Consider the following 21234-nt stretch of genomic DNA (forward strand, 5'->3'; position numbering starts at 1 on the left):
GCCGCTTCTCTCCTAATGCGCGGCATATTCTTGTTTGTTGTATATGGCATATGCTTGATGATATTCCATCAAGTGGTGCCAAGCTATTGAGACTAAACGAGATATTTGACTTTTTTTGTCCATCTGTTAGCATTACTTTGTTGCCCGCGAGGGTGATTTTAATTTAATTATGGCTTTTTTAAAGAAAGCGAAAAGCAAAACAGCGGAAGAAAAAAAGGATGTTTCGGAAGTAAAGGAAATCAAAGAGGAGAAATCTTCCAAGAAAAAAGGAGAGGAAAAAACATCCGCCGCTCCGAAAGCCTTAAAGCCTCATATCACGGAGAAGGCGGCTTTTCTGGGTGAAAAAGGGGCGTATGTTTTTAAAGTGGCGCCAGGTTTCAATAAAATAATGGTAAAGGAAGCGGTCAAGAAGCAGTACGGCGTCAATCCGGTAAAAGTAAGCATGGTCAACGCGCCGGGAAAAATGTTTCTGATAAGAAGGAGAAGGGTGCAAAGCGCCGGTTTTAAAAAGGCCGTGGTTTACCTGAAAAAGGGGGAGAAAATAAATATCGCGTAATAAAATGAAATTTTTTAAGCCGACAACTCCATCAAGAAGGCAAATGTCAGTGATATCTTATCGCGATGTTTTGACTCGTTCCAAACCGGAAAAAAGCCTGACGAAAGGATTTAAAAGAGGAACCGGCAGAAATTCCGCCGGCAGGATAACGGTAAGGCACAAGGGCGGCGGCGTTAAAAGGTGCTACCGCGAAATTGATTTCCGGCTGAACAAGAAAGAAATTCCCGCCGTGGTAAAATCCGTGGAATACGATCCGAACAGAAGCGGTTTCATCGGCCTGGTTACTTACGCCGACGGAGAGAAGAGATACGCTTTATTGCCGGTAGGATTGAGGCCGGGGGAGAAAATAATCGCTTCGGAAAACGCCGAGGTAAAATCGGGAAACCGTCTCCCGCTTAAAAAAATACCGGTCGGAACTTTCATATATAATATAGAAATATTGCCCAATTCCGGCGCCAAACTGGTCCGGTCGGCCGGCAGTTTCGCCGAACTTTTGGCGCACGACGGCGGCTACGCTCTTTTGAAGATGCCTTCAACCGAAGTAAGGAAAATACCGGATTCCGCGTGGGCCAGCATCGGCCAGGTTTCCAACGAGGAATATAAGCTTAGAAATTTCGGAAAAGCCGGCCGCTCCAGGTGGCTTGGCATGAGGCCGAAGGTCAGAGGCACCGCCATGAACCCGGTGGATCACCCGCTGGGCGGAGGAGAAGGCAGACAGCCGGCCGGCATGAGCAGGGTAAAGAACATGTGGGGCAAGGGCATAAGAGGGGTAAAGACCAGAACGCCCAAAAAATATTCCAACGTATTCGTGGTTTCCAGAAGAAAGAAAAAGAAATAGTAATGGCTTGGCCTGAATTTTACGAGTTTTGCGAAGTAAAATTTAGTCGCCAAACATTACCCCGCACATAATTTATTAATATAGTTGCGTTGCGGGTAATTAAAAGATAAGGTAATATTTTGAAAATTATACAGAATTATTAGGCAAACAATGAGCAGAAGTCTTAAAAAAGGTCCGTATATAGATCCCAAATTGCTTAAAAAAATAAGCGTTCTTAAACCTATGGACGGAACCGTCGTCAAAACCTGGTCGCGGGATTCCCAAATATCGCCGGAAATGATAGGTTTTACTTTCGGCGTTCATAACGGCAAAGACTTCATCCCCGTCACCATAACCGAAGAAATGATCGGCCACCGGCTCGGTGAGTTCAGTCCGACCAGGAAGTTCGTCAAGCACGGCGGCAAGATGCAGAGGGAAATAGAAGCCAAGAAAAAAGAGTCGGAAATAGCCGCGGCGCAAGCGGCCAAGGCGGCGCCGGCGGAAAAGAAGTAATGGCTTGGCCTAAATTTTACGAGTTTTGCGAAGTAAAATTTAGTCGCCAAACATTACCCGCCTAAGTTTTTAGGCGGATTGACAAAAGAAAAGTTTACAAGCGTTAAAAATTAAGTAGTATATTAGAGTTATATTTAAACAAAAACTTGGGCGGGTGCGCAATTTTATAATTGCTCGCAGACTCGCAAACAAAATTGGCATGAAAGAAGTAAAAGCACAATTGAATAATTACCGCGCTTCTCCGAGAAAGGTGAGGGTTGTCGCCAATCTCGTCGCCGGCAAAAAAGTCAAAGACGCTCTGACGCAGCTTGCTTTTTTGGCCAAAAAATCATCAACTCCCGTTGCCAAGCTTATAAAATCTGCTATAAATAACGCGAAGAATAATTTTAAAGTCCAGAACGAAGACTCCTTAAGAGTCAAAAAGATAACCGTTGACCCCGGCCCGATTCTCAAGAGGATAAGACCCCGGTCAAGAGGCATGGCCAACAGAATCAACAAAAGAACAAGCCGGATAACAGTCGTTCTTTCCGAATAATTACCATGAGTAAAACAGTCCATCCATATTCATTCAGGCTCGGCATATTGCGAAATTGGAGGTCGCGCTGGTTCAGTCCGGGCAAATATCGCTTCTTGCTCAAAGCGGACGTCTTGGTGCGGGAGAGTTTGGAAAAATCATTGAGAGGAATGTTCGTTGAGGGCATAGAAATAGAAAGGACCCCGGCGGTGTTCCACGTGATAATCAAAACTTCCCGACCCGGTTTGCTCATCGGCAGAAAAGGCGAGGGAACGGAAAAGATAAAGGCCCAAATACTGAAAATGGTAAAAAAAATCGGCGGCGAGATGCCCAAAGAGCTGAAGCTTACCGTGGAGGAAGTTCCGCATCCTGATTCCAGCGCCAAGATTTTGTCCCAGATGGCCGCGGAAAGCCTTGAGAAAAGAACGCCGTTCCGCCGGGTGATGAAGCAGACAATTGAGAAAGGAATGGCCAGCCCCGCGGTCAAGGGCGTCAAGGTGGCGATGTCAGGCCGGTTGGACGGTTCCGAAATGGGCCGGCGGGAGTGGTTGCGCAAAGGCAGGATACCGCTTCAGACGCTCCGCGCGGACATAGATTTCGCCAGAGAAAAAGCCCATTTGCCTTACGGCGACATCGGCATAAAGGTCTGGGTTTATAAGGGCGAGAAATTTGCCGAAAAATAACCATGTATTTTCCCAAAAAAGTAAAATATAGAAAATGGCACCGGATGAGGGAGAACCCTCTGAAGAAAAAACTGGCCACCAGGGGAAACGAACTTGATTTCGGCTCTTTCGGACTGATGGCGCAGGAAGCCCAGGAGATAAAGTCCAACCAGCTGGAGGCCGCCAGGAAGACGATGGCCCGTTTTACCCAAAATGCCGGAAAAATCTGGATCAGAATTTTCGCCGACATGCCCATTACCAGAAAACCGCTTGAAGTGGGTATGGGTAAAGGCAAAGGAGATCCGGCGTTCTTCGTTTCCAGGGTCAGGCCGGGCACGGTGATATTTGAGATTGACGGTCTGGGCGAGGAGCAAAGCCGCGAAGCTTTGAGAAAAGGAGCTTCAAAATTGCCGGTGAAAACAAAAATTATCAGTAGATAATTTTTGTAAATCCGAAACAATATCAAAAATTAAAATCCAAATGACAAAAAGTTTAAAATTTAAAATTTAAAAAATTAGAATTTGTTTCGAATTTCGATATTAGGATTTAGAATTTAATTAAAGTTATGCCAAAGAAAAAATTAAAAGGAATAGTGGTATCCGACGCGATGGAAAAGACCGTGGTTGTTTCCGTTGACCGCTACGTCAAACATCCCAAATACAAAAAATATCTGAAAAGAAGCAAAAGATACAAAGCCCACGATGAGAAGGAACAATACAACGTCGGGGACAAGGTCGTAATTCAGGAATGCAGACCGCTTTCAAAAGACAAACACTTTGAAGTGACGGGAAAAATTTAATTTTATGATCCAACTTAGAACAATGGTGAATATCGCCGACAATACCGGAGCGAAACTGGCCCAGGTATTTCAGGTATTGGGCGGCAGCAAAAGAAGATACGCCCGGATAGGGGATATCGTCGTCGTTTCCATAAAAGCCGCCGAGCCGCGCAAACAGGTCAAGAAAAAAGAAGTTCATCACGCTCTGGTCGTGCGCCAGAGAAACCCGTATCGCAGAAAAGACGGCTCTTACGTCCGCTTTGACGACAACGCCATTGTTATTTTGGACAAAGCCAAGCACGAGCCGCTGGGAGGGAGAGTTTTCGGGCCCATTCCGAGAGAAATCCAGGAAAGGGGCTACTCCCAAATTATTTCTTTGGCGCCGGAAGTGGTGTAAGTTCCCGCGCTTCGCTTGGTCAAAATAAAAAATTAAAAATAAAATCTAAAAATAGATAAGGAAAAATAAGATTTTAAATTTTAGATATAAGATTTTAGATCGAAACATGATTATTAAAAAAGGAGATACGGTAAAAATATTGTCCGGAAAAGACCGGGGTAAAACGGGGAAAGTTTCTTCCGCCTTGCCCAAATACGGAAAAATACTGGTTGAGGGCGTCAATATCCGGAAGAAGCATTTAAGGCCGAGAAAGCAAGGGCAGAAAGGACAGGTCGCCCAGATTGCTTTCCCCATTTCCGCGTCCGCGGCCATGATTGTCTGCAAAGCCTGCGGCAAACCGGCCAGAGCCGGCCAGAAAATGATCGGCGCCAAGAAAGTCAGGGTTTGCAAGAAGTGCGGAGGCGAGATGTAGAAAGGCGGGCGAAAGTTGCAAAAAAGCCGGAATTATGTTAGTTAAATAGGGTTGCCGAAACAAAATTAAGGCCGTTGAAGTTGAATTTTAAAATGAAAAACATCAAAGAAAAATACGAAAAGAACGCCGTTCCGGAGCTGAAGAAAAAATTCGGCTATAAAAACATACTTGCCGTTCCCAAAATAAAGAAAGTGGTGGTCAGCGCCGGCGTCGGCTCCTACAAGGATGAAACAAAAAAAGAACTGACCGGAAAATCTTTGGCGACCATAACCGGGCAGAAGCCGCTCGTCAACAAAGCCAAGAAGTCAATCGCTTCCTTCAAGCTGAGGCAGGGGATGCCGATAGGCTACTCCGTCACCCTGCGCGGCAATAGAATGTATGATTTTTTGGAGAAGCTTGTAAACGTGGCGGTGCCCAGAATCAGGGACTTCCGCGGGCTTGATCCGAAAGCGATAGACCACAAAGGTTCGATGACGATAGGCTTCAAAGAGCACATCGCTTTTCCGGAAACAGCCGGGGAAGACGTGCGGTCGGCGTTCGGGCTGGGAGTAACGGTGGTGTCCAGCGCCAAAAGCAAAGAAGAAGCGGCGGAATTATTTAAACTCGTAGGTTTTCCGTTTAAGGTATAATATATATCAACGACATGGCAAAAACATCAGTAATAGCAAGATCAAAAAAAGCGCCCAAATACAAATCCCGAGTGGTCAGACGGTGTTTCCGCTGCGGCAGAAAAAGGGGTTATATGAGGGATTTTGACTTGTGCAGAATCTGCTTCCGCGAACTGGCCAACGAAGGCATGATCCCCGGAGTTAAGAAATCATCGTGGTAAAAATATGGATACAATAGCTAACATGTTGACTTTAATAAGAAACGCCCAGACAGCCGGCAAACATACGGTTTCTGTTCCTTATTCCAAAATAAAAATGGCCATAGCCGAAATTTTGACGAAAGAGAATTTCATCAAAGAAGCCGACCATAAGGGCAAGAAAACGAAAAAGACCATAGATATAATTTTAAATTACGGCGATTCCGGCAAGCCCGCCATCAACAGCATTAAAAGGGTGTCAAAACCGTCCAGGAGGATTTACGTTCCGGCTGGGAAAATAAGGCCGGTCAGAAACGGTCTGGGAATCCAGATATTGTCCACCTCCGGCGGAGTTATGACCGGCAAAGAGGCGAAGGAGAAGAAGGTCGGGGGCGAAGTTTTGTGCGAAGTTTTTTAATTTATAACATGAGCCACATAGGAAAAAAAGAAATAATAATACCGGAAAAAGTGGAAATGTCTTTGAAAGACGGGGTTGTTTCCGTTAAGGGTCCGCTTGGGGAGATAAAAAAAGATTTTAAAACCGATGACGTGACCATCGCGATTGAAAATAAGACCGTTTCCTTCAAACTCAAGAAAAATCCCAAAAATAAAGCCATGTGGGGGACCTGCGCGGCTTATGTAAATAACATGATAAAAGGTGTCACGGCCGGTTTTGAGAAAAAACTGACCATAGAAGGTATAGGCTATAAGGCACAGACGGAAGGCAACAAACTTTCTTTGACTGTCGGATTGTCGCACCCTGTAAAATTGGATATCCCGGAAGGCGTAAAGGTGAAAGTGGAGAAAAACCTTATAAGCGTAACCGGTTTTGACAAGGATAAGGTCGGGCAGTTTTCCGCCGATGTCAGGGCAGTCAAAAAACCGGAGCCGTACAAAGGGACCGGCATCAAATACGAAAACGAAGTTATCAGAAGAAAGGCCGGCAAGAAGGCGGCCACGGCGGCAGCGTAGTAATAGGAGTCAGTGGTTAGCCACTAGCCACTAGTAAAAATTCATGAAAAGATTAATTTCAAAAAAAGAAATAAGGCACAAAAGAATAAGGGCTAAAATCGCCGGAACGGCGGCTAAGCCCCGCCTTTCCGTTTTCCGTTCCAACAGGCATATTTTCGCCCAGCTTATAGACGACGAAAAGGGCGTCACTTTGGTTTCGGCGGGCGATTTAAAGAAGGGAAGCAAGGTCAAAAAAACCGATTCGGCTAAAAACGTCGGTCTGGAACTGGCCAAAGCGGCCAAGGCCAAAAAAATAGAAGCGGTTATGTTTGACAGGGGCGGTTTCAGATACCACGGCAGGGTCAGAGCCGTGGCCGAAGGAGCCCGCGAAGGCGGATTGAAGTTTTAATTTTATAAAAAAATGAGCAGACCAAGCAAATTCGGCAGAATGGGCGAAAGAGCGAAAAGCGATTTTGACCAAAAAATAATAGACATAAGGCGCGTGGCCAGAGTCACCAAAGGAGGAAAGCGGTTTAATTTCCGCGTCACCATCGTGGCCGGCAACAGGAAAGGGGAAGTGGGTGTGGGCATGGGCAAAGGATCGGACACCTCCATGGCCATAGAAAAAGCTTTCCGCGTGGCCAAGAAGAATATCATCAAGCCTAAGCTTACGAAAGAATTTTCCATCCCTTGCGAGCTTGAGAACAAATACGCCAGCAGCCGCGTGGTTGTCCGGCCGGCGAAAGGCCGGGGACTGGTGGCCGGAAGCTCAGCCCGGACGGTGCTGGAGTTGGCGGGGATAAAAGACGTCAACGCCAAGTTTTATTCCCGAAGCAAAAACAAGGTCAACAACGCCATGGCGGTGCTCGGAGCGCTGGGCAAGCTTTCCTAAAAATATGCAAACAAACCAATTAAAACCGAATACAAGAAACAAGAAGGCCAAATACATCGGGCGCGGCGGCAAAAGGGGTACCTACTCCGGCCGGGGCATCAAAGGCCAGAAAGCCAGAGCCGGCAGAAAGTTGCGTCCGGAAATAAGGGACCTGATTAAAAAGCTGCCTAAGAAAAGAGGTTATAGATTTACGGTTTTTCAGGAAAAACCGGCGGTGCTGAACCTGGAAGTCGTCAATAAGTTTTTCAACGACAACGATCAGGTTAATCCTCAAGCCATGGCGGACAAAGGATTGATTAGGAACATCGGAGGAAAAATTCCTGCGGTAAAGATTCTCGGCAAGGGAGAAATAACCAAAAAAGTTTCCGTATCCGGTTGTCTGATTTCGGAATCGGCCAAAGCTAAACTGGAAAAAGCCGGCGCCAAGTATTCCAATGCTTAACAGAATAAAAATAATCCTGAAAGACAAAGAATTGCGCAAAAAGATTTTGTTCGTTCTTTTTATGCTCGCGCTGTTCAGAATCGGCTCCAACATCCCCCTTCCGGGAGTGGACCAGGAAAGGTTGAGCGCGTTTTTGTCCGGCAACCAGTTCTTCGGTTTGCTGGATGTTTTTTCCGGAGGAGGACTTTCCAATCTTTCCATACTAATGCTGGGCGTGGCGCCTTACATCACCGCTTCCATCATAATGCAGCTGTTTACCATGATTTTCCCCAAACTCAAAGCGTTGTATCAGGAGGAAGGGGAGGCGGGTAGACAGAAGTTCAACCAGTACTCCAGGCTGCTGGCGGTGCCGCTGGGATTTTTGCAGGGTTTTGGTCTTCTGGCGATGCTGCAGAATCAGGGCGTGCTTACCGGCCTTACTTTTATGGATAAATTTACCAATATTTCCGTGATGATAGCCGGCAGTATGGTGTTGTTGTGGCTGGGCGAGCTTATTTCGGAAAAAGGCATAGGCAACGGAGTTTCGCTTATAATATTTGCCGGAATCGTGTCGTCTTTGCCGCAAAGCATCAGAAACGCGCTGTATACGTTTGACCCGTCCCAGTTGCCGATGTACGTCATGTTTTTGGCCGCCGCGTTCGCTGTAGTCGCCGGAGTGGTGTTTATAACCGAGGCGGAAAGGCCGGTGCCCGTTTCTTACGCCAAGCAAGTAAGAGGCGCGCGAATGTATGGCGGAGGCTCAACCAGAATACCATTGAGAGTCAATCAGGCGGGTGTTATACCCATAATCTTTGCCATCTCCATACTTCTTTTCCCGCAGATGATCGTTAACATGTTGGCGGGGTTGGGCGGCGGACAGGTCGCGGCTTTGGCCGGGCAGGTGGTTAATTTCATCAACAGCCCCTGGGTTTACGGAACGCTTTATTTTATCCTGGTTTTCTTCTTCACTTATTTTTACACCGCCGTCACTTTTGATCCGCACATGATTTCTGAAAATTTACAGAAGGGAGGCGCTTTCGTGCCGGGCATTCGGCCGGGTCGGCCGACGGCGGAATTTCTGGGCAGGATAATCACCAGAATCACCCTTGTCGGCGCCGTGTTTCTGGGAATAATCGCCATCCTTCCATTGGCGGTGAAATCTTTGACGGGAATCGCGTCGCTGGCCATAGGCGGCACCGCGTTGCTGATCGTGGTTTCCGTTGTTCTGGAAACGGCCAAACAGATAGAAGCCCAGGTGGTGATGAAGGAATACTAAGAAAACTCAAAATTTTGGAAATCCGCCTTAAGGCGGATTTTGTGTTAAAAGTTGCGTTGATATTAGTTGAAATGTTAAAATGGAAAAAACGAAAGGCAAGCGCCGTTTAATAAAAAATTAACGAAACGGGTGGGGTAAGAATAGCCTATTAGGAGAAAAATAAACCAAAAATAAATTATGACGAAACAAAATCAAATTTACAAATGCGAAGTTTGCGGCGGATTGCTGGAAGTGCTGGTTTCCGGCGGGGAAGACCTGATTTGTTGCGGAGAAAAAATGAAGCTGCTTGAAGAGAAAACCGAAGACGTCGGCAGAGAAAAGCACGTGCCGGTGATAGAAAAAACCGCCAACGGAATCAAGGTCAAAGTGGGCGCGGCTCCGCATCCTATGGAGGAAAAGCATTACATCCAGTTTATAGAGGTTATTTACAACGGCAGAAGCTATAAGAAGTTTTTGAAGCCGGGCGACAAACCGGAAGCGGAGTTTGAAGTTCCGGCCGAAGGCGTCGTCGCCAGGGAACATTGCAACATCCACGGGCTTTGGAAATCATAAATGAAAGAACCAAGAAATTTTCTTCTGATAGGCAGAGCCGGCTGCGGCAAAGGAACGCAGGCAGAATTACTTTTAAAGTACATGGAAAAGAATTGTTATGGAAAAACCTCGTACATTTACGTCGGCAGCGCCTTAAGGAGTTTTATTAACGATAACAATTCTTTAACTTCAAAATTAGCCGGCAAAATAATGGAAAAAGGGGACATGGAGCCAAGTTTTCTTGCCGTATGGGCGTTAGCCAATAATTTCATAGAAAAAATAAACGAAAACGCGAATATTATAAGCGACGGTTTCCCAAGAAACTTGACGGAAGCAACTATCATTGATGAGGCTATTTTGTTTTACGACCTAAAAAACGTGTTTCCTGTTTTTATAGAAACAAGCCGAGATTGGTCAAAAGAAAAACTTTTGAAAAGAAAAAGAAACGACGACACGGAAGAAGCGATTAAAAGAAGGCTGGATTATTTTGAAGAATTTGTAACACCAGTCATTGATTATTATCAAAATAAAAGTAAATATAAACTGGTAAGAGTGAACGGAGAACAGGGTATAGAAAAAGTCCACGAAGAAATTATAGACAAGTGTTTTAAATGACAATTCTGGAATCGGAAAAGGACATAGCGGCTTTGAGGGAAGGAGGCAAAATACTTGCCTCCGTTTTAAACGAAGTCGCCAGAAGAGTCGCGCCCGGGGTTGCCGCGGCCGACTTGGACGCGTTGGCGGAAAAACTTATCAGAGAGGCGGGCGCCGAGCCGTCGTTTAAAAACTACAAAACTCCGGACGATAAAATTCCTTATCCGGCTTCGCTGTGCGTTTCCGTCAACGACGAAGTGGTGCACGGGATACCGGACCAAAAAATATTCCAAGAGGGCGATGTTGTCGGGCTTGATTTGGGCTTAAAATACAAAGGCTTTTACACCGACTCCGCTGTAACGGCGCTTGCCGGAAAGGCCGACACGGAATCGCTAAGGCTGGTTGAGACGGCCAAAAAATCTCTGGCCAAAGGCATAAGTGTGGTAAAAGACGGGGCGAGGATAGGCGACATCGGATTTGCCGTGCAATCCCGCGCCGAGAAAGACGGCTTCGGCGTGGTGAGAAAACTGGTCGGCCATGGCTTGGGGCGTAAAGTCCACGAAGGTCCGCAGGTGCCGAACTTCGGCTCCAGAGGCTCGGGGATGGCGCTGAAAAAAGGTCTGGTGCTGGCCATTGAGCCGATGATAACCGCCGGCGACTCGGATGTTTATCTGGACGACGATCTGTGGACGTGGAAAACAAAAGACCGTTCTTTGGCAGCCCATTTTGAGCATACGGTTATAGTCACCGAAAACGGGGCGGAAATAATAACCAAACTCTGAAGCTTTATGCGTTTTTTGGGTATTGATTACGGTACGAAAAGAATCGGTCTTGCTCTTTCCGACGAAAAAGGAAAGATGGCTTTTGCTTATAAAATCATCGGCAATTACGGCGCGGAAAAAGTTTTGGCGGAGCTTAAAAAAATCTGCGAAGAAAATTCGGTCGGAAAAATTATTTTAGGGGAGTCTTTAAATTACAGAGGCGAACCGAATCCGGTAATGGCCGAAATTGAGCCGTTTAAAAAGGCGATGGAAAAGGAAACCGGCCTGCCGGTTGAATACGAGAAAGAAATTTTAACCTCGGCCGAAGCCCGAAGGCCGCTGGACGGTCCAAGAAAGCGCCCGCCCGTTTTAAGCGGGAGAAAATCGCCGCAAAAAGAAAAAAAGCTAAGAAGAAAAATTGACGCCGCCGCCGCCGCGCTTATCCTGCGGAGATATCTGGACAGGAGTGTGGTATAATCTTTAATCGTGAAGTTATTTTTTCTAAACAGTCTGCAAAAGCTCCGTTTTTGGACGTTGAAGTGGGCCGATTCCAAGAATTCCGCTTTGGCGCTCTTTATACTGGCTTTCGCCGAAGCGTCTTTTTTCCCCATACCGCCGGATGTCTTGCTTATCGGAATATTGGCCATAAACTCAACCAAGTGGCTGAAGTATGCCATTATCTGTACCGCTGGTTCCGTTTTGGGCGGGCTGTTCGGTTATCTCATCGGCTGGGGATTCTATGAGGCCGTCGGCCAGCGCATCGTTGATTTTTACGGGCTGCAGGCGACGGTGGATGCTATTGGTTTAAAGTATTCCCAGCACGCTTTTTGGACGGTTTTTACCGCGGCGTTTACGCCGATACCGTTTAAGGTAATAACAATTACCGCCGGCTTGTTTAAAATTTCCTTAATTCAATTAGTAGCGGCTTCCGTTGTGGGAAGGGCGGCCAGATTTTTCATGGTGGCGCTTATCCTTAAATTTTTTGGCAAAAGAGTGAATAATCTGGTGATAAAATATTTTGACATCCTCTCTTTGGCGGCCGTTGTCGTGGTTATCTTGAGTTTTGTGGCGATAAAATATGTTTTTTAAATACAAAAGTTCTTCACTTGTCGTCGTTGCCGCTAATCGTAACGGTGATAAAATAGAAATAAAGTGAAGACGGATAATTTTTTCTTCAAATTATTCCCGCCGCCGGACTATCTTAAGATGCCGGCTCTTTGTCTGGACATCTCCGATCGCTCGCTGAAGTACATGGAATTCGCCGGCGGCAGCGGCGGAATTTCCCTGAAAAAATACGGGCTGTTCCCGATACCGGAAGGGGTCATAGAAAGAGGGGAAATAAAGCAGAAAGAAAAACTGGCCGAAGTTTTAAGACCTATTCAAAAGAAGCTTAAAAACAGACTGGTCATGGCTTCTTTGCCGGAAGAAAAAGCGTTCCTAAGCAGGGTCAAGTTTCCCCTGATGCCGGAAAAGGAAATAAGAGGCTCCATAGAGCTCCAGCTGGATGAGTGCGTGCCGCTTAGCGCCGCCGAAGCCATATTTGATTTTGACGTGATCAGCCGCTCGGATGAGGAAGGGCATATGGACATCAACATCATCGCTTTTTCCAAGACTTTCGTGGAGCAATACCGGGACGTTTTAAGGGAGTCCGGCTATATTCCCGCCGCGTTTGAAATGGAAGCGCACGCCTTCGCGCGGTCGGTGGTGCCATGGGGCGAGAGAGGCAACGTCATCGTGGTTGACTTTGGCCGGACCAGAGCGACGTTTGCCATCGTTGCCGAAGGCAAGGTGCAGTTCGCCACGACCGTGGGCGTCGCCGGACAGGACGTGGAGAACGCCATTGTCTCCAATCTCAAAGTCGGCAAAGAAGACGTGGAGAAAATAAAAAGGGAGGTCGGTTTTTACAAAACCAAAAACAACGAAGATGTGTTTAACGCCATGCTCCCGATAATTTCCGTTATCAAGGATGAGATAAAAAAGCAGATTGATTATTGGGTTTCCCACTATGACGAGCATGCCAAAGACGGGCGGAAGGGCAGGGATAAGGCGAAAATCCAGAAGGTCATACTTTGCGGCGGGGAATCCACCCTGGCCGGCCTGCCGGAATATTTATCGTACGAGCTTAAACTTAAAGTGGAGCTGGGCAACCCCTGGGTCAACGTCTGTTCCTTTGACGATTATATACCGGAAATAGAGAGGGGGGATTCTTTGGCTTACGCCACGGTGATAGGCCTGGCTTTGCGCCAATGGCAATAAAATTATGATAAACTTGCTTCCGCCGGAAGATAAAAAATCAATAAGGAAAGAATATCTGGGCAGGCTTGCCGCTGTCTGGGGCGCGTTTTTTACTTTCGCTTTTTTTGCCGGGGCAACAGTGCTGCTTCCCAACTTTTTTCTATTTTCAAGCCAAAGCGGCGATTTAGCCGCGCAAATCTCCGCCGCCGAAGAAAAAATTAAAAAACTGGACGCCGAAAAAAGCGCCGGCGAAATAAAAAAAATAAACGAGCGGCTGGCCATGATAAACTCGCCCAAATTTGACTACCGGTTAAGCGAACTGTTCCAAGAAATTATCGGGCTGAAAAGCGCCGGAGTAAAAATAACGGCCATAAATTTTGACGTCCAGAAAACCAAAAGCTCAACCGAAGCCAGAGTGTCGCTTTCCGGCAAGGCATCCGCCAGAGACGGCCTGCTTGATTTTATCAGCAAGCTGAAAAGGAGTTACGGGGACCAAAGAGTCAGCTCGCCCATAACCAACCTGATAAGCGACAAGGACGCCGCCTTTTCTTTGACGATAACTTTGCCTTATGAAAAGCAATAATTTTTTCATCAAAACATTTTTATCCTTTGCCGCCGCGGCCGCCGCGTTGGGGGTCTGGCTGTTTGTTCTAAATTACATAGAGAACGGGAAAACCGATTTGGCCGTTCAGCGAGGCAAGCTGGCTGAAAACGAAGAAAGACTGGCCGGCCTCAAGTCCGCCATGGACTCGCTTAATTCGTTTAAAAAAGAGAGCGACATCATAGAATCGGTTTTTTTGACCGAGGACGAAATGATAAGAGTGATAGAAGGCCTGGAGTCCATCAGCGCCAACTCCGGAGTCAAACTGAAAATAAACTCGGTCAGCGCCGACGGGGCGAAAAACTTAAAACCCAGTTTTTCTTTTTCCGTTGACGGGCCGTTTGAGAGCATAATCCGGTACCTTTATTCCTTGGAAAATCTGCCGTATCTTATAAACATCACCAGAGCGTCAATTATCAAAAAAGGAACATCCGCCTCCGCGGACGCCGGCGAGGAAGCCGTTGCTGGCGGCTGGCAGGGAGTTTTTACCATAGAATTGGAAAGCTATGAAAAAAGTTGATTTTAAGTCAATTATAGGATATTTTAATTTCCGTGGCGGCTCAAGCGGTACGGGAGGGAGCGTCTGCCGGGATTGGGCCATCGCGTTAATTTGCTCCTCTTTTGTTTTGGCGGCAGTTCTGGCCGTTGACGGCTATGTCATCTGGAGAGGTTTGGGCGCGGAGAAAGAGGTTCCCGCCGCCGAATCCGGCAAGCAGAAATTTTCCGGAATAAGCAAAACCGCGCTGGACAGCGCCGTGGAAAAAATAGCGGATAAAGAAAAGCGGTTCAAAAACAGCTCCGCCGCGCCGAAAGTGGCCGACCCATCGCTGTGATTTTGCCCTCGTAGTTCAAAGCCGACGCTCTGGTCGGCTCCCCGACAACAAAGTTCGTCGGGGTGGATAGAATACCTATGGATACAAGTAAAAATGGGTATGTTTATATACTGAAAGACAAAAATGGGAAATTTTATGTTGGAAGCACCGATAATTTAGATAGAAGGCTGAAGCAGCATAAAAATGGCCACACTCAAACAACTAGAAAGATGAATGATTTCATGTTAGTTTTAATGCAAAAGTATGAATCATTAGATTTGGCGCGTAAAGTAGAAAGAAGAATTAAAGATCTAAAACGCAAAGATTATATTGAAAAAATAGTTAATGACGGGTATATCAATATAAAAATTTGATGTTGCGCCCTCGTAGTTCAATGGATAGAACTGGAGACTTCTAATCTCCCGATCGAGGTTCGATTCCTCGCGAGGGCACATAGTAGTGAGACCTACCGAAAGGCCTCAGTAGAGCAATATTTCAGATGAGTCAAGACAAAAAACCAGGTTCGAGTCCTGGTGGGTTTTTGCTCGCAGTAATAAAAATTCTTTTTGTGTTTTCAGATAAAGCAAATTCATAATCAAAAATTGCTTCTGATTTCAAACCCCATCCTCGGCGAAAAACAGTGTGTGGCAGTGCGCTAAAATTCCGAATTCGTTTGGAAAATTCGGAGAAATCAGTTGGGCACGATGTATTTAATTCTCTTTTGAAATGCAATCCTGTAACATACATAGGGCGATCTTGCATAAAGCACAATTTGTGTTAAAAGAACGATAGAAGAAATCCTGGTGGATTTCTGAAAATTGCACATTTACAACCCAAAAGGAGGTGAATTATGGAATTCAAGAAGGAATACTTCGCGGTAGCCAATTCGGAACCACGTGTCACGATCAACGGTATGACTACGGGACGAGAATTTTCTGTGCGCGAATATACATTCGGAGTTCTTGTGCCGGATAGCAATCATCCGCTCTCATGCGTCAGTGTGTCTAATAGCTCGCTGAGCATTGATTTGTGGATTGGATGTTCTTGGCAGTGCAGATACTGCCACGTTCAAGACACCAATCAAGATCTTGCCGATCAGGGCATGATGCCGAAAAAACCACGACGGCGCAATCAGTTTACCGTGGACCAAATCCTCGATGAACTGGTCAAGCATCCGTTCTTCATCGCTGATGAGACAATCATCAGCATCGGAACGGCAAGCACCGAGCCATTCGCCCCTGCTGTCGTAGACAGCACGTTCGAGATTATGGACGGATTCGTCCGGCGCGGTCTGCGGAATCCTTTCTGGATCGTCACTAAGGGTGGCGTTCCTAAAGGGAGAAAACTTGACTTCGCCCGCATCTCGAATGCGACGCGCGGCTTGATGCTGTCGCTGTGCTGGGCAGACAATCCTGACACGATTGAGCCAGCGCATAACAACCGCTTTCTCAATGCTGAGGAAGCCAAGGAAGCAGGAGCCACCATTGCGTGGTACATGCGACCGATCGTTCCTGAGTGGAGCGGTAATCGGGACAGAATTGAGATGATGATGCTGTGGGTGAAAAAACACTACGGCGAAGTCATCGATATGATCGTTCCGGGTGGTCTGCGCTGGACGGAAGGTATCGAGAACGGACTGGCGGAGATTCACAAGCTCCCCATGCCTGACATCCCTCGGGATGACAATGTGAAATCGTTGCCGCAGGAGTTGGTGGATTCCATCTTCTCACTGAGCGCCGAACACTTTCCTGGTATCCCCGTCTATCTCAAGTCATCATGCGCCCTTACTCGGATGCTCAGGATCCCGAGCATCACTTCAGTGCAGGTTTTCGCACGGCCAGGATGCGAGGCATCTCGCTGTCCTCTGACCCAACGGAGAATCTGCGCTCAGGGTTCGGCTTACAACATGACGGCCGAACGAGTACAGGGCATCTTGGATGACCTCGGGATTCCGGCTCATGTAGTGAGTTGGGATATCAACCACGGACTTGTTACTCACCCCGAGATGAGCAAGTTCACCTACGCAGTCAGGCAGACTGTATTCAAACATCTGGCAATGGGAGGTCCCACATGAAGACGTATGATGAAATCAAACGCCACTTCGGGACCTTTGGTTTCCAGTGGCAAGAAAGTGTTCCGATTGTAAGCACCAATCCTAAGCTCCTGTTCAACATCTCTGGCGGTGTCGTGTTTGAGGATACGATCTCTCATGGAGTAATCCCTGAAAAGACCCGTGTCGTTTCGGTTCAGACATGCCTGCGAACGGACGGGTGGGAGAAGATTGGTTTGTCGGGAAGGCACCACCTTGCATTCGACATGCTCGGCCACTTCTCCCTCTACGAGGGCAAGGAGCAAGAGGTTAAGGAAGCAATAATCGAGAGTGCCTGGCGTTATCTGACGGTGTGTGTGGGGATCAGTCCTGCCACGCTGTCAGCAACAGTGCATCCGCAAGATGCAACATCGCAGAGAATCTGGGAAAGGTTGGGTGCCAAAACTGTCAGCAATGACGGAAATGTCACTTTTACTCCGACTCGGAACCGATGCGGTGTTCGCACGGAGATCGTCTGGAGAAATCCGGACACGAGTAAGTCAATCGAGCTTTGGAACTTGGTCTTTACCGAGTTTCTGGGCGAGACGCTTTTCGAGTCTCCTCTGGAGAAGATTGCCGCCGATTCTGGTGCAAGTATTGATCGTATCGTCACGGCAGTCGAATGCTGTAGTAGCGATTATGAAAACACCAATTGGAAAGGCGTGATCGAATCTATCAGTGAGCGATCCGAGGTAAAGGATCGAGCCATCATGTGCCGCCTCGCAGATCTCGGCAAAGCGGCGGTGCTTCTGGTATCGCAAGGACTTCGACCTGGAAACAAAGCGGCGGATTATGTCCTTCGGAAACTCATCCGAGAGGCTTTCATCCTCTGCCGACAGATCTCCATCTCATTTGATGAATTTGTCGTGATATCAGGAAATCAATGGGCCTCGGTTGATGCGGTGCAAACTGTGTTTGCCGAGGAGGTGTCAAAGTTCGAGAAAGGGCTTGAGCGCGGGAGAAAGGAATATACAAAATTCGTCTCTCGCAGGAATGGTCGCTTGACTGAATCAGACATCAAGTATCTAACATCCACATTCGGATTTCCGAAGGCTCTTATCGAGCTTGAGGAGTCGAAACGGAACAAGGAGGCACTATGAAAAATAGTTTAGTCTCCAATCTGACTCACGTACTTTGTGAGTTACAAGGCATGAGAGTGCTCTTGCACGTCGGACTGAAGAGGAACTCCCCCAAAGGCAAGATCGATCTTTTGGCGGGCTGCGACGACGGGGGTATTGAAAAATATTCCCCTCTCATCAAGGCTTTGCTTGAGGATCGGTGGCCAACCGGAAACTTCTTTGTGTGCGATGACAGTGTTCGCTTTGATCTGCCGACAGGTTCTGGAGGTGTCGCAGTTTGCGACGCAGCCTTGCTTGTTCGGCAGGTTGAAGGGTGGATCGAGGGTAAGAATCTGGGTGGTCAACATCGCCCATGGGCTACAGGGTACTGGTTGCCAGAAGCGCTGTGCAGAGACTTGGCAACTGCCAAGACCTTGTACGATGTTACGGATATCGGTGTCCGACTTAGGGAGCTACTAATTCCATACCCTGTTTCGCTCTCGGAATCTATCGTTGAGCTGTGTACTGATGAGATCAGGCAGAAACTCTCAATGCTTGAGAAGTTGCACGAAAATGCAACTATCGAACGGGAACTATGCCTATCGGATGTTACGGCCTCGATGGTTCGGCTCGCATTCGCGCGCAGTCGAAGATACTTCCGTGGATTCCGATCGCTTGAACAACAAGCGAAGCTCCTTGGGTTTTCGGACATGCTCATCTATGAACTCGCCCTGAAACTCTCAAAGAGAGAAAGGGTGGCGGATGTGGTGAGTGAAATCAAAAGGTTGCTCTAACTGGAGGCATACGAAAGTGTGCCTCCTTTTTTATTCGATGATAGTTTTCTCTCCATTTTCAATAAGAGCAGCCTGAGAATTGTTCAAACGCTCCACAGTGACTCTATTTTTTGCTTCAAAAGCCTTTGTTTCTTCTTCAATTTCTGGAGAATAGTGTGGCAATATAATAAAATTTGTTATTCCGAATCCTGTAAAATCTTCTAGACCAACTTCATTTTTATCTGCAGCAACTTCTCCTGCAATTTCGATTGACGGACCAATAATGATGCTTCCTGCACTTACGCCTATATATACTCCATTTCGTTTAAGGAGACTTTCGATTGATGCTTTAAAATTTGATTCTCGAGCAAATTTAAGAAGTTTGAAAGTATTGCCTCCGCAAACATAAATAACATCGTATTCAGCAAAGTCCTTATCGGGTTCGGTTTCTAGGTCTATAAAATCAATACGTAAAAATCCCATTTCACTAAATTGTTTCTTGGCGAGTTGGGCGTATTTATTATTTTCTTTTTCTTCTGCAGCTGTCGTTACTATAGCAACGGCATAATTTTTATAATCAGAAAATAAGCCCTTGAACCTTTCGGTAACTGGCCCAGAAGAAAGTCCTGTTGATGTGAGAAATATAAAACCTTTACTCATGCCTTCATTCTATATGATTTTTGTAATTTTTTCAAAAAAATAACCCGCCTCGTGGTTTACACAAGACGGGTCAGTGTTTGTTGATCACTTCTTCGGTCGGCGTGATACATCCCGATGTTCCTCGATGAGTTTGAGAAACTCAGCCTTCGGAAAAGGGACGCCGTGACGAGCACAGAATTCCTCCAGAAGGTCTTCGGGAATGCCCATGCCGGTTTTCAAAGTGAATGCGTGTTGTGCATCCAACTCCTTGGCCGCGACGATCTTGTCGAGATACTTTCTGCTGCGATGCATCAGCTTTTCGAAGCCTTCACGCTCCTCGCTGAGCCAGTGTGCGATAACAGATTTCTGACGAAAGGTCATGTCCTTGTTATCGATCACTTCACTGAGAGAGTCTGCCCATTCTTGAAGAATAGTCAGATTGATCCCTCGCAGGAAGATGCCGATCATCGCTCGCCGAAGCGCGCGACGGAGAAGGTATCCCTCCCGAGTATTGCTCGGAACAATACCCTCTCGAATCATCAGGATTGAGGTCTTGATGTGGTCGAGAATGACCCTTGTCCATGCTGTATCACCAATCCGCTGATTGATGAGTTGATAGGACGGGTCGTACTGATCGATCTCGTGGATTGAAGCGCGGTCTTGCAGGATCATGGCGAAGCGCTCAAGACCTGCGCCCGTATCCACACACTTCATCGGGAGAGGGGAAAAAAATCCCTGCTCGTCTTTGTAGTATTGCATGAACACTCCGGCATTCCAGATCTCGATATGCCGCCCAGGTACCAGCACGTCGTCCGTTTCTTTCTCGGCGAATTCCTCGCCTCGATCGAAGAAAACCTCCGTGCAGGGACCGCATGGGCCACTGGTTCCCGCCGGACCCCAGAAGTTGTCTACTGGCGGTCGGCCAATGATTCGATCTCGTGGCAGGAATTTCTCCCAGATGCGAGCCGATTCTTCGTCGCTTGGCACACCCGGCAGACTTTCGTCAGCCATGAATACCGTAGCAGAGAGGCGGTCGACTGGAATCCCGAAACCCTCGGTGATGAGTTCAAAGGCGAGTTCGATAGCTCGTTCCTTAAAATAATCTCCGAATGACCACGACCCCATCATACGGAAGTTTGTTCCGTGATAGGAATCGCCGACGCTTTCGACGTCCACGAACCTGATACAGTCCTGCATGTTCGTCAGACGCGGGTATGGAGGCTTCGCCTGGCCCGTGAAGCAGGGCTTGAGCGGAGCCATGCCCGAGTTGATGAACATGAGGGTCGGATCATTCCTTGGAATAATCCCAGACGGCTGGATGAATTGATGATCGTGGTTGAGGAAATGTTCCAGAAATGTCTGGCGTACCTCCTCGGTGGTTTTGTACGGTGGTGTCACTGTTAGCCTCCTTTTTTGAGATAGTGAATGTTTTGTGTTATCTGATCTTCTGTTGTCATACCAATAACAACAGATGTGCCGAGAGTAAGTGCGTTTTGTGTAATCATCTCGGCCGAGTGCGGGCCAGTGAGCAACTTCCCCTGTTTAAACAAACTTCTCAAGAGAATCTCCTTTTTAAGATCGAGTAGATATGGGAGCTGTTGAAGCACCCAAGTTTGCTCAGTGTTGAAAGGAGCCGCAATCACGTCGATGTGCGACAAAACCGTTTCAGCGACGGAACATGAGAAATTGTCGGGCAGGGAAATTCCTACGCGCTTGACTATGCCTTCATACTTAAGCCCGTTAAGGCATTCAAGGATTGCTATTGATTCTGACGACCACGTGGGTAGCCAGTTGTGCAGAAGTACCGCGTCGATAGAAGATCGCCGTAGCCTTTCCAATGATTCGTACACGCTTTGATAGATACCATCTCGTGAGTAGAATCTTTGGATCAGTTCAGGTGCTTCCAGATTCGGTTTTGATGCTGCCGGAATTTTGGTCACAATGACCGCATCTTCCGGTAGACATGTACCAAGCATCTCCTCGACTTTGCCTCCACCATAGACGGCCGCCGTATCGAAACGACGAATACCGGAGCTGATGGCGAAAAGCAGAAGCGATTCAATGTAGGCGGGGGACAAGTTTTTGAACTGCCCTCCAAGTTGCCACGTACCGAAGTAGAGGCGATTAAACCATGCCATAATTCACCT

The 21234-nt window shown here is 47.2% G+C and carries 33 protein-coding genes and 1 tRNA gene; 31 read left to right on the forward strand and 3 right to left on the reverse strand.

Going from position 1 to position 21234, the window contains the following annotated elements:
* The first annotated feature begins 169 nt into the window (after window positions 1–169).
* The 31 genes from HUT38_01625 (at window position 170) to HUT38_01775 (ending at window position 18469) form a co-directional block, all read left to right on the forward strand.
* Complete coding sequence (locus tag HUT38_01625; protein NUQ57169.1) at window positions 170–556, forward strand: 50S ribosomal protein L23; 387 nt, start codon at window positions 170–172, stop codon at window positions 554–556.
* A 4-nt stretch (window positions 557–560) separates the two neighbouring features.
* Window positions 561–1394, forward strand: a complete 834-nt coding sequence (gene rplB / locus HUT38_01630; GenBank protein NUQ57170.1) for a 50S ribosomal protein L2 — start codon at window positions 561–563, stop codon at window positions 1392–1394.
* Window positions 1395–1544: 150 nt separating this feature from the next.
* The gene (gene rpsS / locus HUT38_01635) at window positions 1545–1886 is read left to right on the forward strand and encodes a 30S ribosomal protein S19 (GenBank protein NUQ57171.1); all 342 of its coding nucleotides are present in this window, start codon (window positions 1545–1547) and stop codon (window positions 1884–1886) included.
* A 199-nt stretch (window positions 1887–2085) separates the two neighbouring features.
* Complete coding sequence (gene rplV / locus HUT38_01640; protein ID NUQ57172.1) at window positions 2086–2421, forward strand: 50S ribosomal protein L22; 336 nt, start codon at window positions 2086–2088, stop codon at window positions 2419–2421.
* 5 nt (window positions 2422–2426) lie between these two features.
* A complete protein-coding gene (rpsC, locus tag HUT38_01645) occupies window positions 2427–3083 on the forward strand; it encodes a 30S ribosomal protein S3 (protein NUQ57173.1) in 657 nt (218 codons plus the stop codon).
* Window positions 3084–3085: 2 nt separating this feature from the next.
* Window positions 3086–3502, forward strand: coding sequence for a 50S ribosomal protein L16 (gene rplP, locus HUT38_01650; protein ID NUQ57174.1), 417 nt, complete (start codon window positions 3086–3088; stop codon window positions 3500–3502).
* A gap of 125 nt (window positions 3503–3627) precedes the next feature.
* Window positions 3628–3861 (forward strand): 30S ribosomal protein S17, encoded by a 234-nt coding sequence (gene rpsQ, locus HUT38_01655; protein NUQ57175.1) that lies wholly within the window; start codon window positions 3628–3630, stop codon window positions 3859–3861.
* Between the two features lie 4 nt (window positions 3862–3865).
* Complete coding sequence (gene rplN / locus HUT38_01660; protein NUQ57176.1) at window positions 3866–4237, forward strand: 50S ribosomal protein L14; 372 nt, start codon at window positions 3866–3868, stop codon at window positions 4235–4237.
* 106 nt (window positions 4238–4343) lie between these two features.
* The gene (locus HUT38_01665) at window positions 4344–4649 is read left to right on the forward strand and encodes a 50S ribosomal protein L24 (GenBank protein NUQ57177.1); all 306 of its coding nucleotides are present in this window, start codon (window positions 4344–4346) and stop codon (window positions 4647–4649) included.
* A 92-nt stretch (window positions 4650–4741) separates the two neighbouring features.
* Entirely contained in the window at window positions 4742–5278 is a 537-nt protein-coding gene (gene rplE / locus HUT38_01670) for a 50S ribosomal protein L5 (GenBank protein NUQ57178.1), read from the forward strand.
* 14 nt (window positions 5279–5292) lie between these two features.
* Complete coding sequence (locus HUT38_01675; GenBank protein NUQ57179.1) at window positions 5293–5478, forward strand: type Z 30S ribosomal protein S14; 186 nt, start codon at window positions 5293–5295, stop codon at window positions 5476–5478.
* Window positions 5479–5482: 4 nt separating this feature from the next.
* Entirely contained in the window at window positions 5483–5872 is a 390-nt protein-coding gene (rpsH, locus tag HUT38_01680) for a 30S ribosomal protein S8 (GenBank protein NUQ57180.1), read from the forward strand.
* 8 nt (window positions 5873–5880) lie between these two features.
* A complete protein-coding gene (rplF, locus tag HUT38_01685; protein NUQ57181.1) occupies window positions 5881–6426 on the forward strand; it encodes a 50S ribosomal protein L6 in 546 nt (181 codons plus the stop codon).
* Between the two features lie 43 nt (window positions 6427–6469).
* Entirely contained in the window at window positions 6470–6814 is a 345-nt protein-coding gene (locus HUT38_01690) for a 50S ribosomal protein L18 (protein NUQ57182.1), read from the forward strand.
* Window positions 6815–6826: 12 nt separating this feature from the next.
* Window positions 6827–7297: a 30S ribosomal protein S5 gene (locus HUT38_01695; protein ID NUQ57183.1), complete on the forward strand. Its 471-nt coding sequence runs from the start codon at window positions 6827–6829 to the stop codon at window positions 7295–7297.
* 4 nt (window positions 7298–7301) lie between these two features.
* Complete coding sequence (gene rplO / locus HUT38_01700; protein NUQ57184.1) at window positions 7302–7739, forward strand: 50S ribosomal protein L15; 438 nt, start codon at window positions 7302–7304, stop codon at window positions 7737–7739.
* Window positions 7732–8994 (forward strand): preprotein translocase subunit SecY, encoded by a 1263-nt coding sequence (secY, locus tag HUT38_01705; protein NUQ57185.1) that lies wholly within the window; start codon window positions 7732–7734, stop codon window positions 8992–8994. Before rplO ends, secY begins: the two co-directional genes overlap by 8 nt.
* Before the next feature lie 177 nt (window positions 8995–9171).
* Entirely contained in the window at window positions 9172–9546 is a 375-nt protein-coding gene (locus tag HUT38_01710) for a desulfoferrodoxin (protein ID NUQ57186.1), read from the forward strand.
* Window positions 9547–10140 (forward strand): nucleoside monophosphate kinase, encoded by a 594-nt coding sequence (locus tag HUT38_01715; GenBank protein ID NUQ57187.1) that lies wholly within the window; start codon window positions 9547–9549, stop codon window positions 10138–10140.
* Complete coding sequence (gene map / locus HUT38_01720) at window positions 10137–10901, forward strand: type I methionyl aminopeptidase (protein NUQ57188.1); 765 nt, start codon at window positions 10137–10139, stop codon at window positions 10899–10901. Before HUT38_01715 ends, map begins: the two co-directional genes overlap by 4 nt.
* Before the next feature lie 6 nt (window positions 10902–10907).
* A complete protein-coding gene (gene ruvX / locus HUT38_01725; GenBank protein NUQ57189.1) occupies window positions 10908–11357 on the forward strand; it encodes a Holliday junction resolvase RuvX in 450 nt (149 codons plus the stop codon).
* A gap of 33 nt (window positions 11358–11390) precedes the next feature.
* Window positions 11391–11969 carry a DedA family protein gene (locus tag HUT38_01730; protein NUQ57190.1) on the forward strand — a complete coding sequence of 193 codons (579 nt, stop codon included), beginning with the start codon at window positions 11391–11393 and terminating at the stop codon, window positions 11967–11969.
* A 63-nt stretch (window positions 11970–12032) separates the two neighbouring features.
* Window positions 12033–13136, forward strand: coding sequence for a pilus assembly protein PilM (gene pilM / locus HUT38_01735; GenBank protein ID NUQ57191.1), 1104 nt, complete (start codon window positions 12033–12035; stop codon window positions 13134–13136).
* Between the two features lie 4 nt (window positions 13137–13140).
* Window positions 13141–13698, forward strand: a complete 558-nt coding sequence (locus HUT38_01740) for a hypothetical protein (protein NUQ57192.1) — start codon at window positions 13141–13143, stop codon at window positions 13696–13698.
* Window positions 13685–14236, forward strand: coding sequence for a hypothetical protein (locus HUT38_01745; GenBank protein NUQ57193.1), 552 nt, complete (start codon window positions 13685–13687; stop codon window positions 14234–14236). Before HUT38_01740 ends, HUT38_01745 begins: the two co-directional genes overlap by 14 nt.
* On the forward strand, window positions 14223–14549 hold the full coding sequence (locus HUT38_01750; GenBank protein ID NUQ57194.1) for a hypothetical protein: 327 nt from the start codon (window positions 14223–14225) through the stop codon (window positions 14547–14549). The genes HUT38_01745 and HUT38_01750 overlap by 14 nt, the downstream gene beginning before the upstream one ends.
* A 77-nt stretch (window positions 14550–14626) precedes the next feature.
* Window positions 14627–14902, forward strand: coding sequence for a GIY-YIG nuclease family protein (locus tag HUT38_01755; protein NUQ57195.1), 276 nt, complete (start codon window positions 14627–14629; stop codon window positions 14900–14902).
* A gap of 6 nt (window positions 14903–14908) precedes the next feature.
* Window positions 14909–14980: transfer RNA gene (locus HUT38_01760), tRNA-Arg, on the forward strand.
* A 398-nt stretch (window positions 14981–15378) separates the two neighbouring features.
* Window positions 15379–16602, forward strand: coding sequence for a hypothetical protein (locus HUT38_01765; protein ID NUQ57196.1), 1224 nt, complete (start codon window positions 15379–15381; stop codon window positions 16600–16602).
* Window positions 16599–17717, forward strand: coding sequence for a hypothetical protein (locus HUT38_01770; protein NUQ57197.1), 1119 nt, complete (start codon window positions 16599–16601; stop codon window positions 17715–17717). The genes HUT38_01765 and HUT38_01770 overlap by 4 nt, the downstream gene beginning before the upstream one ends.
* Before the next feature lie 50 nt (window positions 17718–17767).
* Window positions 17768–18469 (forward strand): hypothetical protein, encoded by a 702-nt coding sequence (locus HUT38_01775; protein NUQ57198.1) that lies wholly within the window; start codon window positions 17768–17770, stop codon window positions 18467–18469.
* Window positions 18470–18499: 30 nt separating this feature from the next.
* Here the strand turns inward: HUT38_01775 and HUT38_01780 are convergent, their stop codons facing one another.
* From HUT38_01780 to HUT38_01790, 3 genes are all read right to left on the reverse strand, one after another.
* Window positions 18500–19108, reverse strand: coding sequence for a Type 1 glutamine amidotransferase-like domain-containing protein (locus tag HUT38_01780; GenBank protein ID NUQ57199.1), 609 nt, complete (start codon window positions 19106–19108; stop codon window positions 18500–18502).
* Window positions 19109–19192: 84 nt separating this feature from the next.
* Window positions 19193–20485, reverse strand: a complete 1293-nt coding sequence (locus HUT38_01785; GenBank protein NUQ57200.1) for a hypothetical protein — start codon at window positions 20483–20485, stop codon at window positions 19193–19195.
* 2 nt (window positions 20486–20487) lie between these two features.
* Window positions 20488–21225 (reverse strand): aldo/keto reductase, encoded by a 738-nt coding sequence (locus HUT38_01790; protein ID NUQ57201.1) that lies wholly within the window; start codon window positions 21223–21225, stop codon window positions 20488–20490.
* Between the last annotated feature and the right edge of the window lie 9 nt (window positions 21226–21234).

Origin of the sequence: Candidatus Paceibacter sp. (assembly GCA_013360865.1) — a bacterium.
In the GTDB taxonomy this organism is placed as follows: Bacteria; Patescibacteriota; Minisyncoccia; order UBA9983; family UBA9983; genus SURF-57.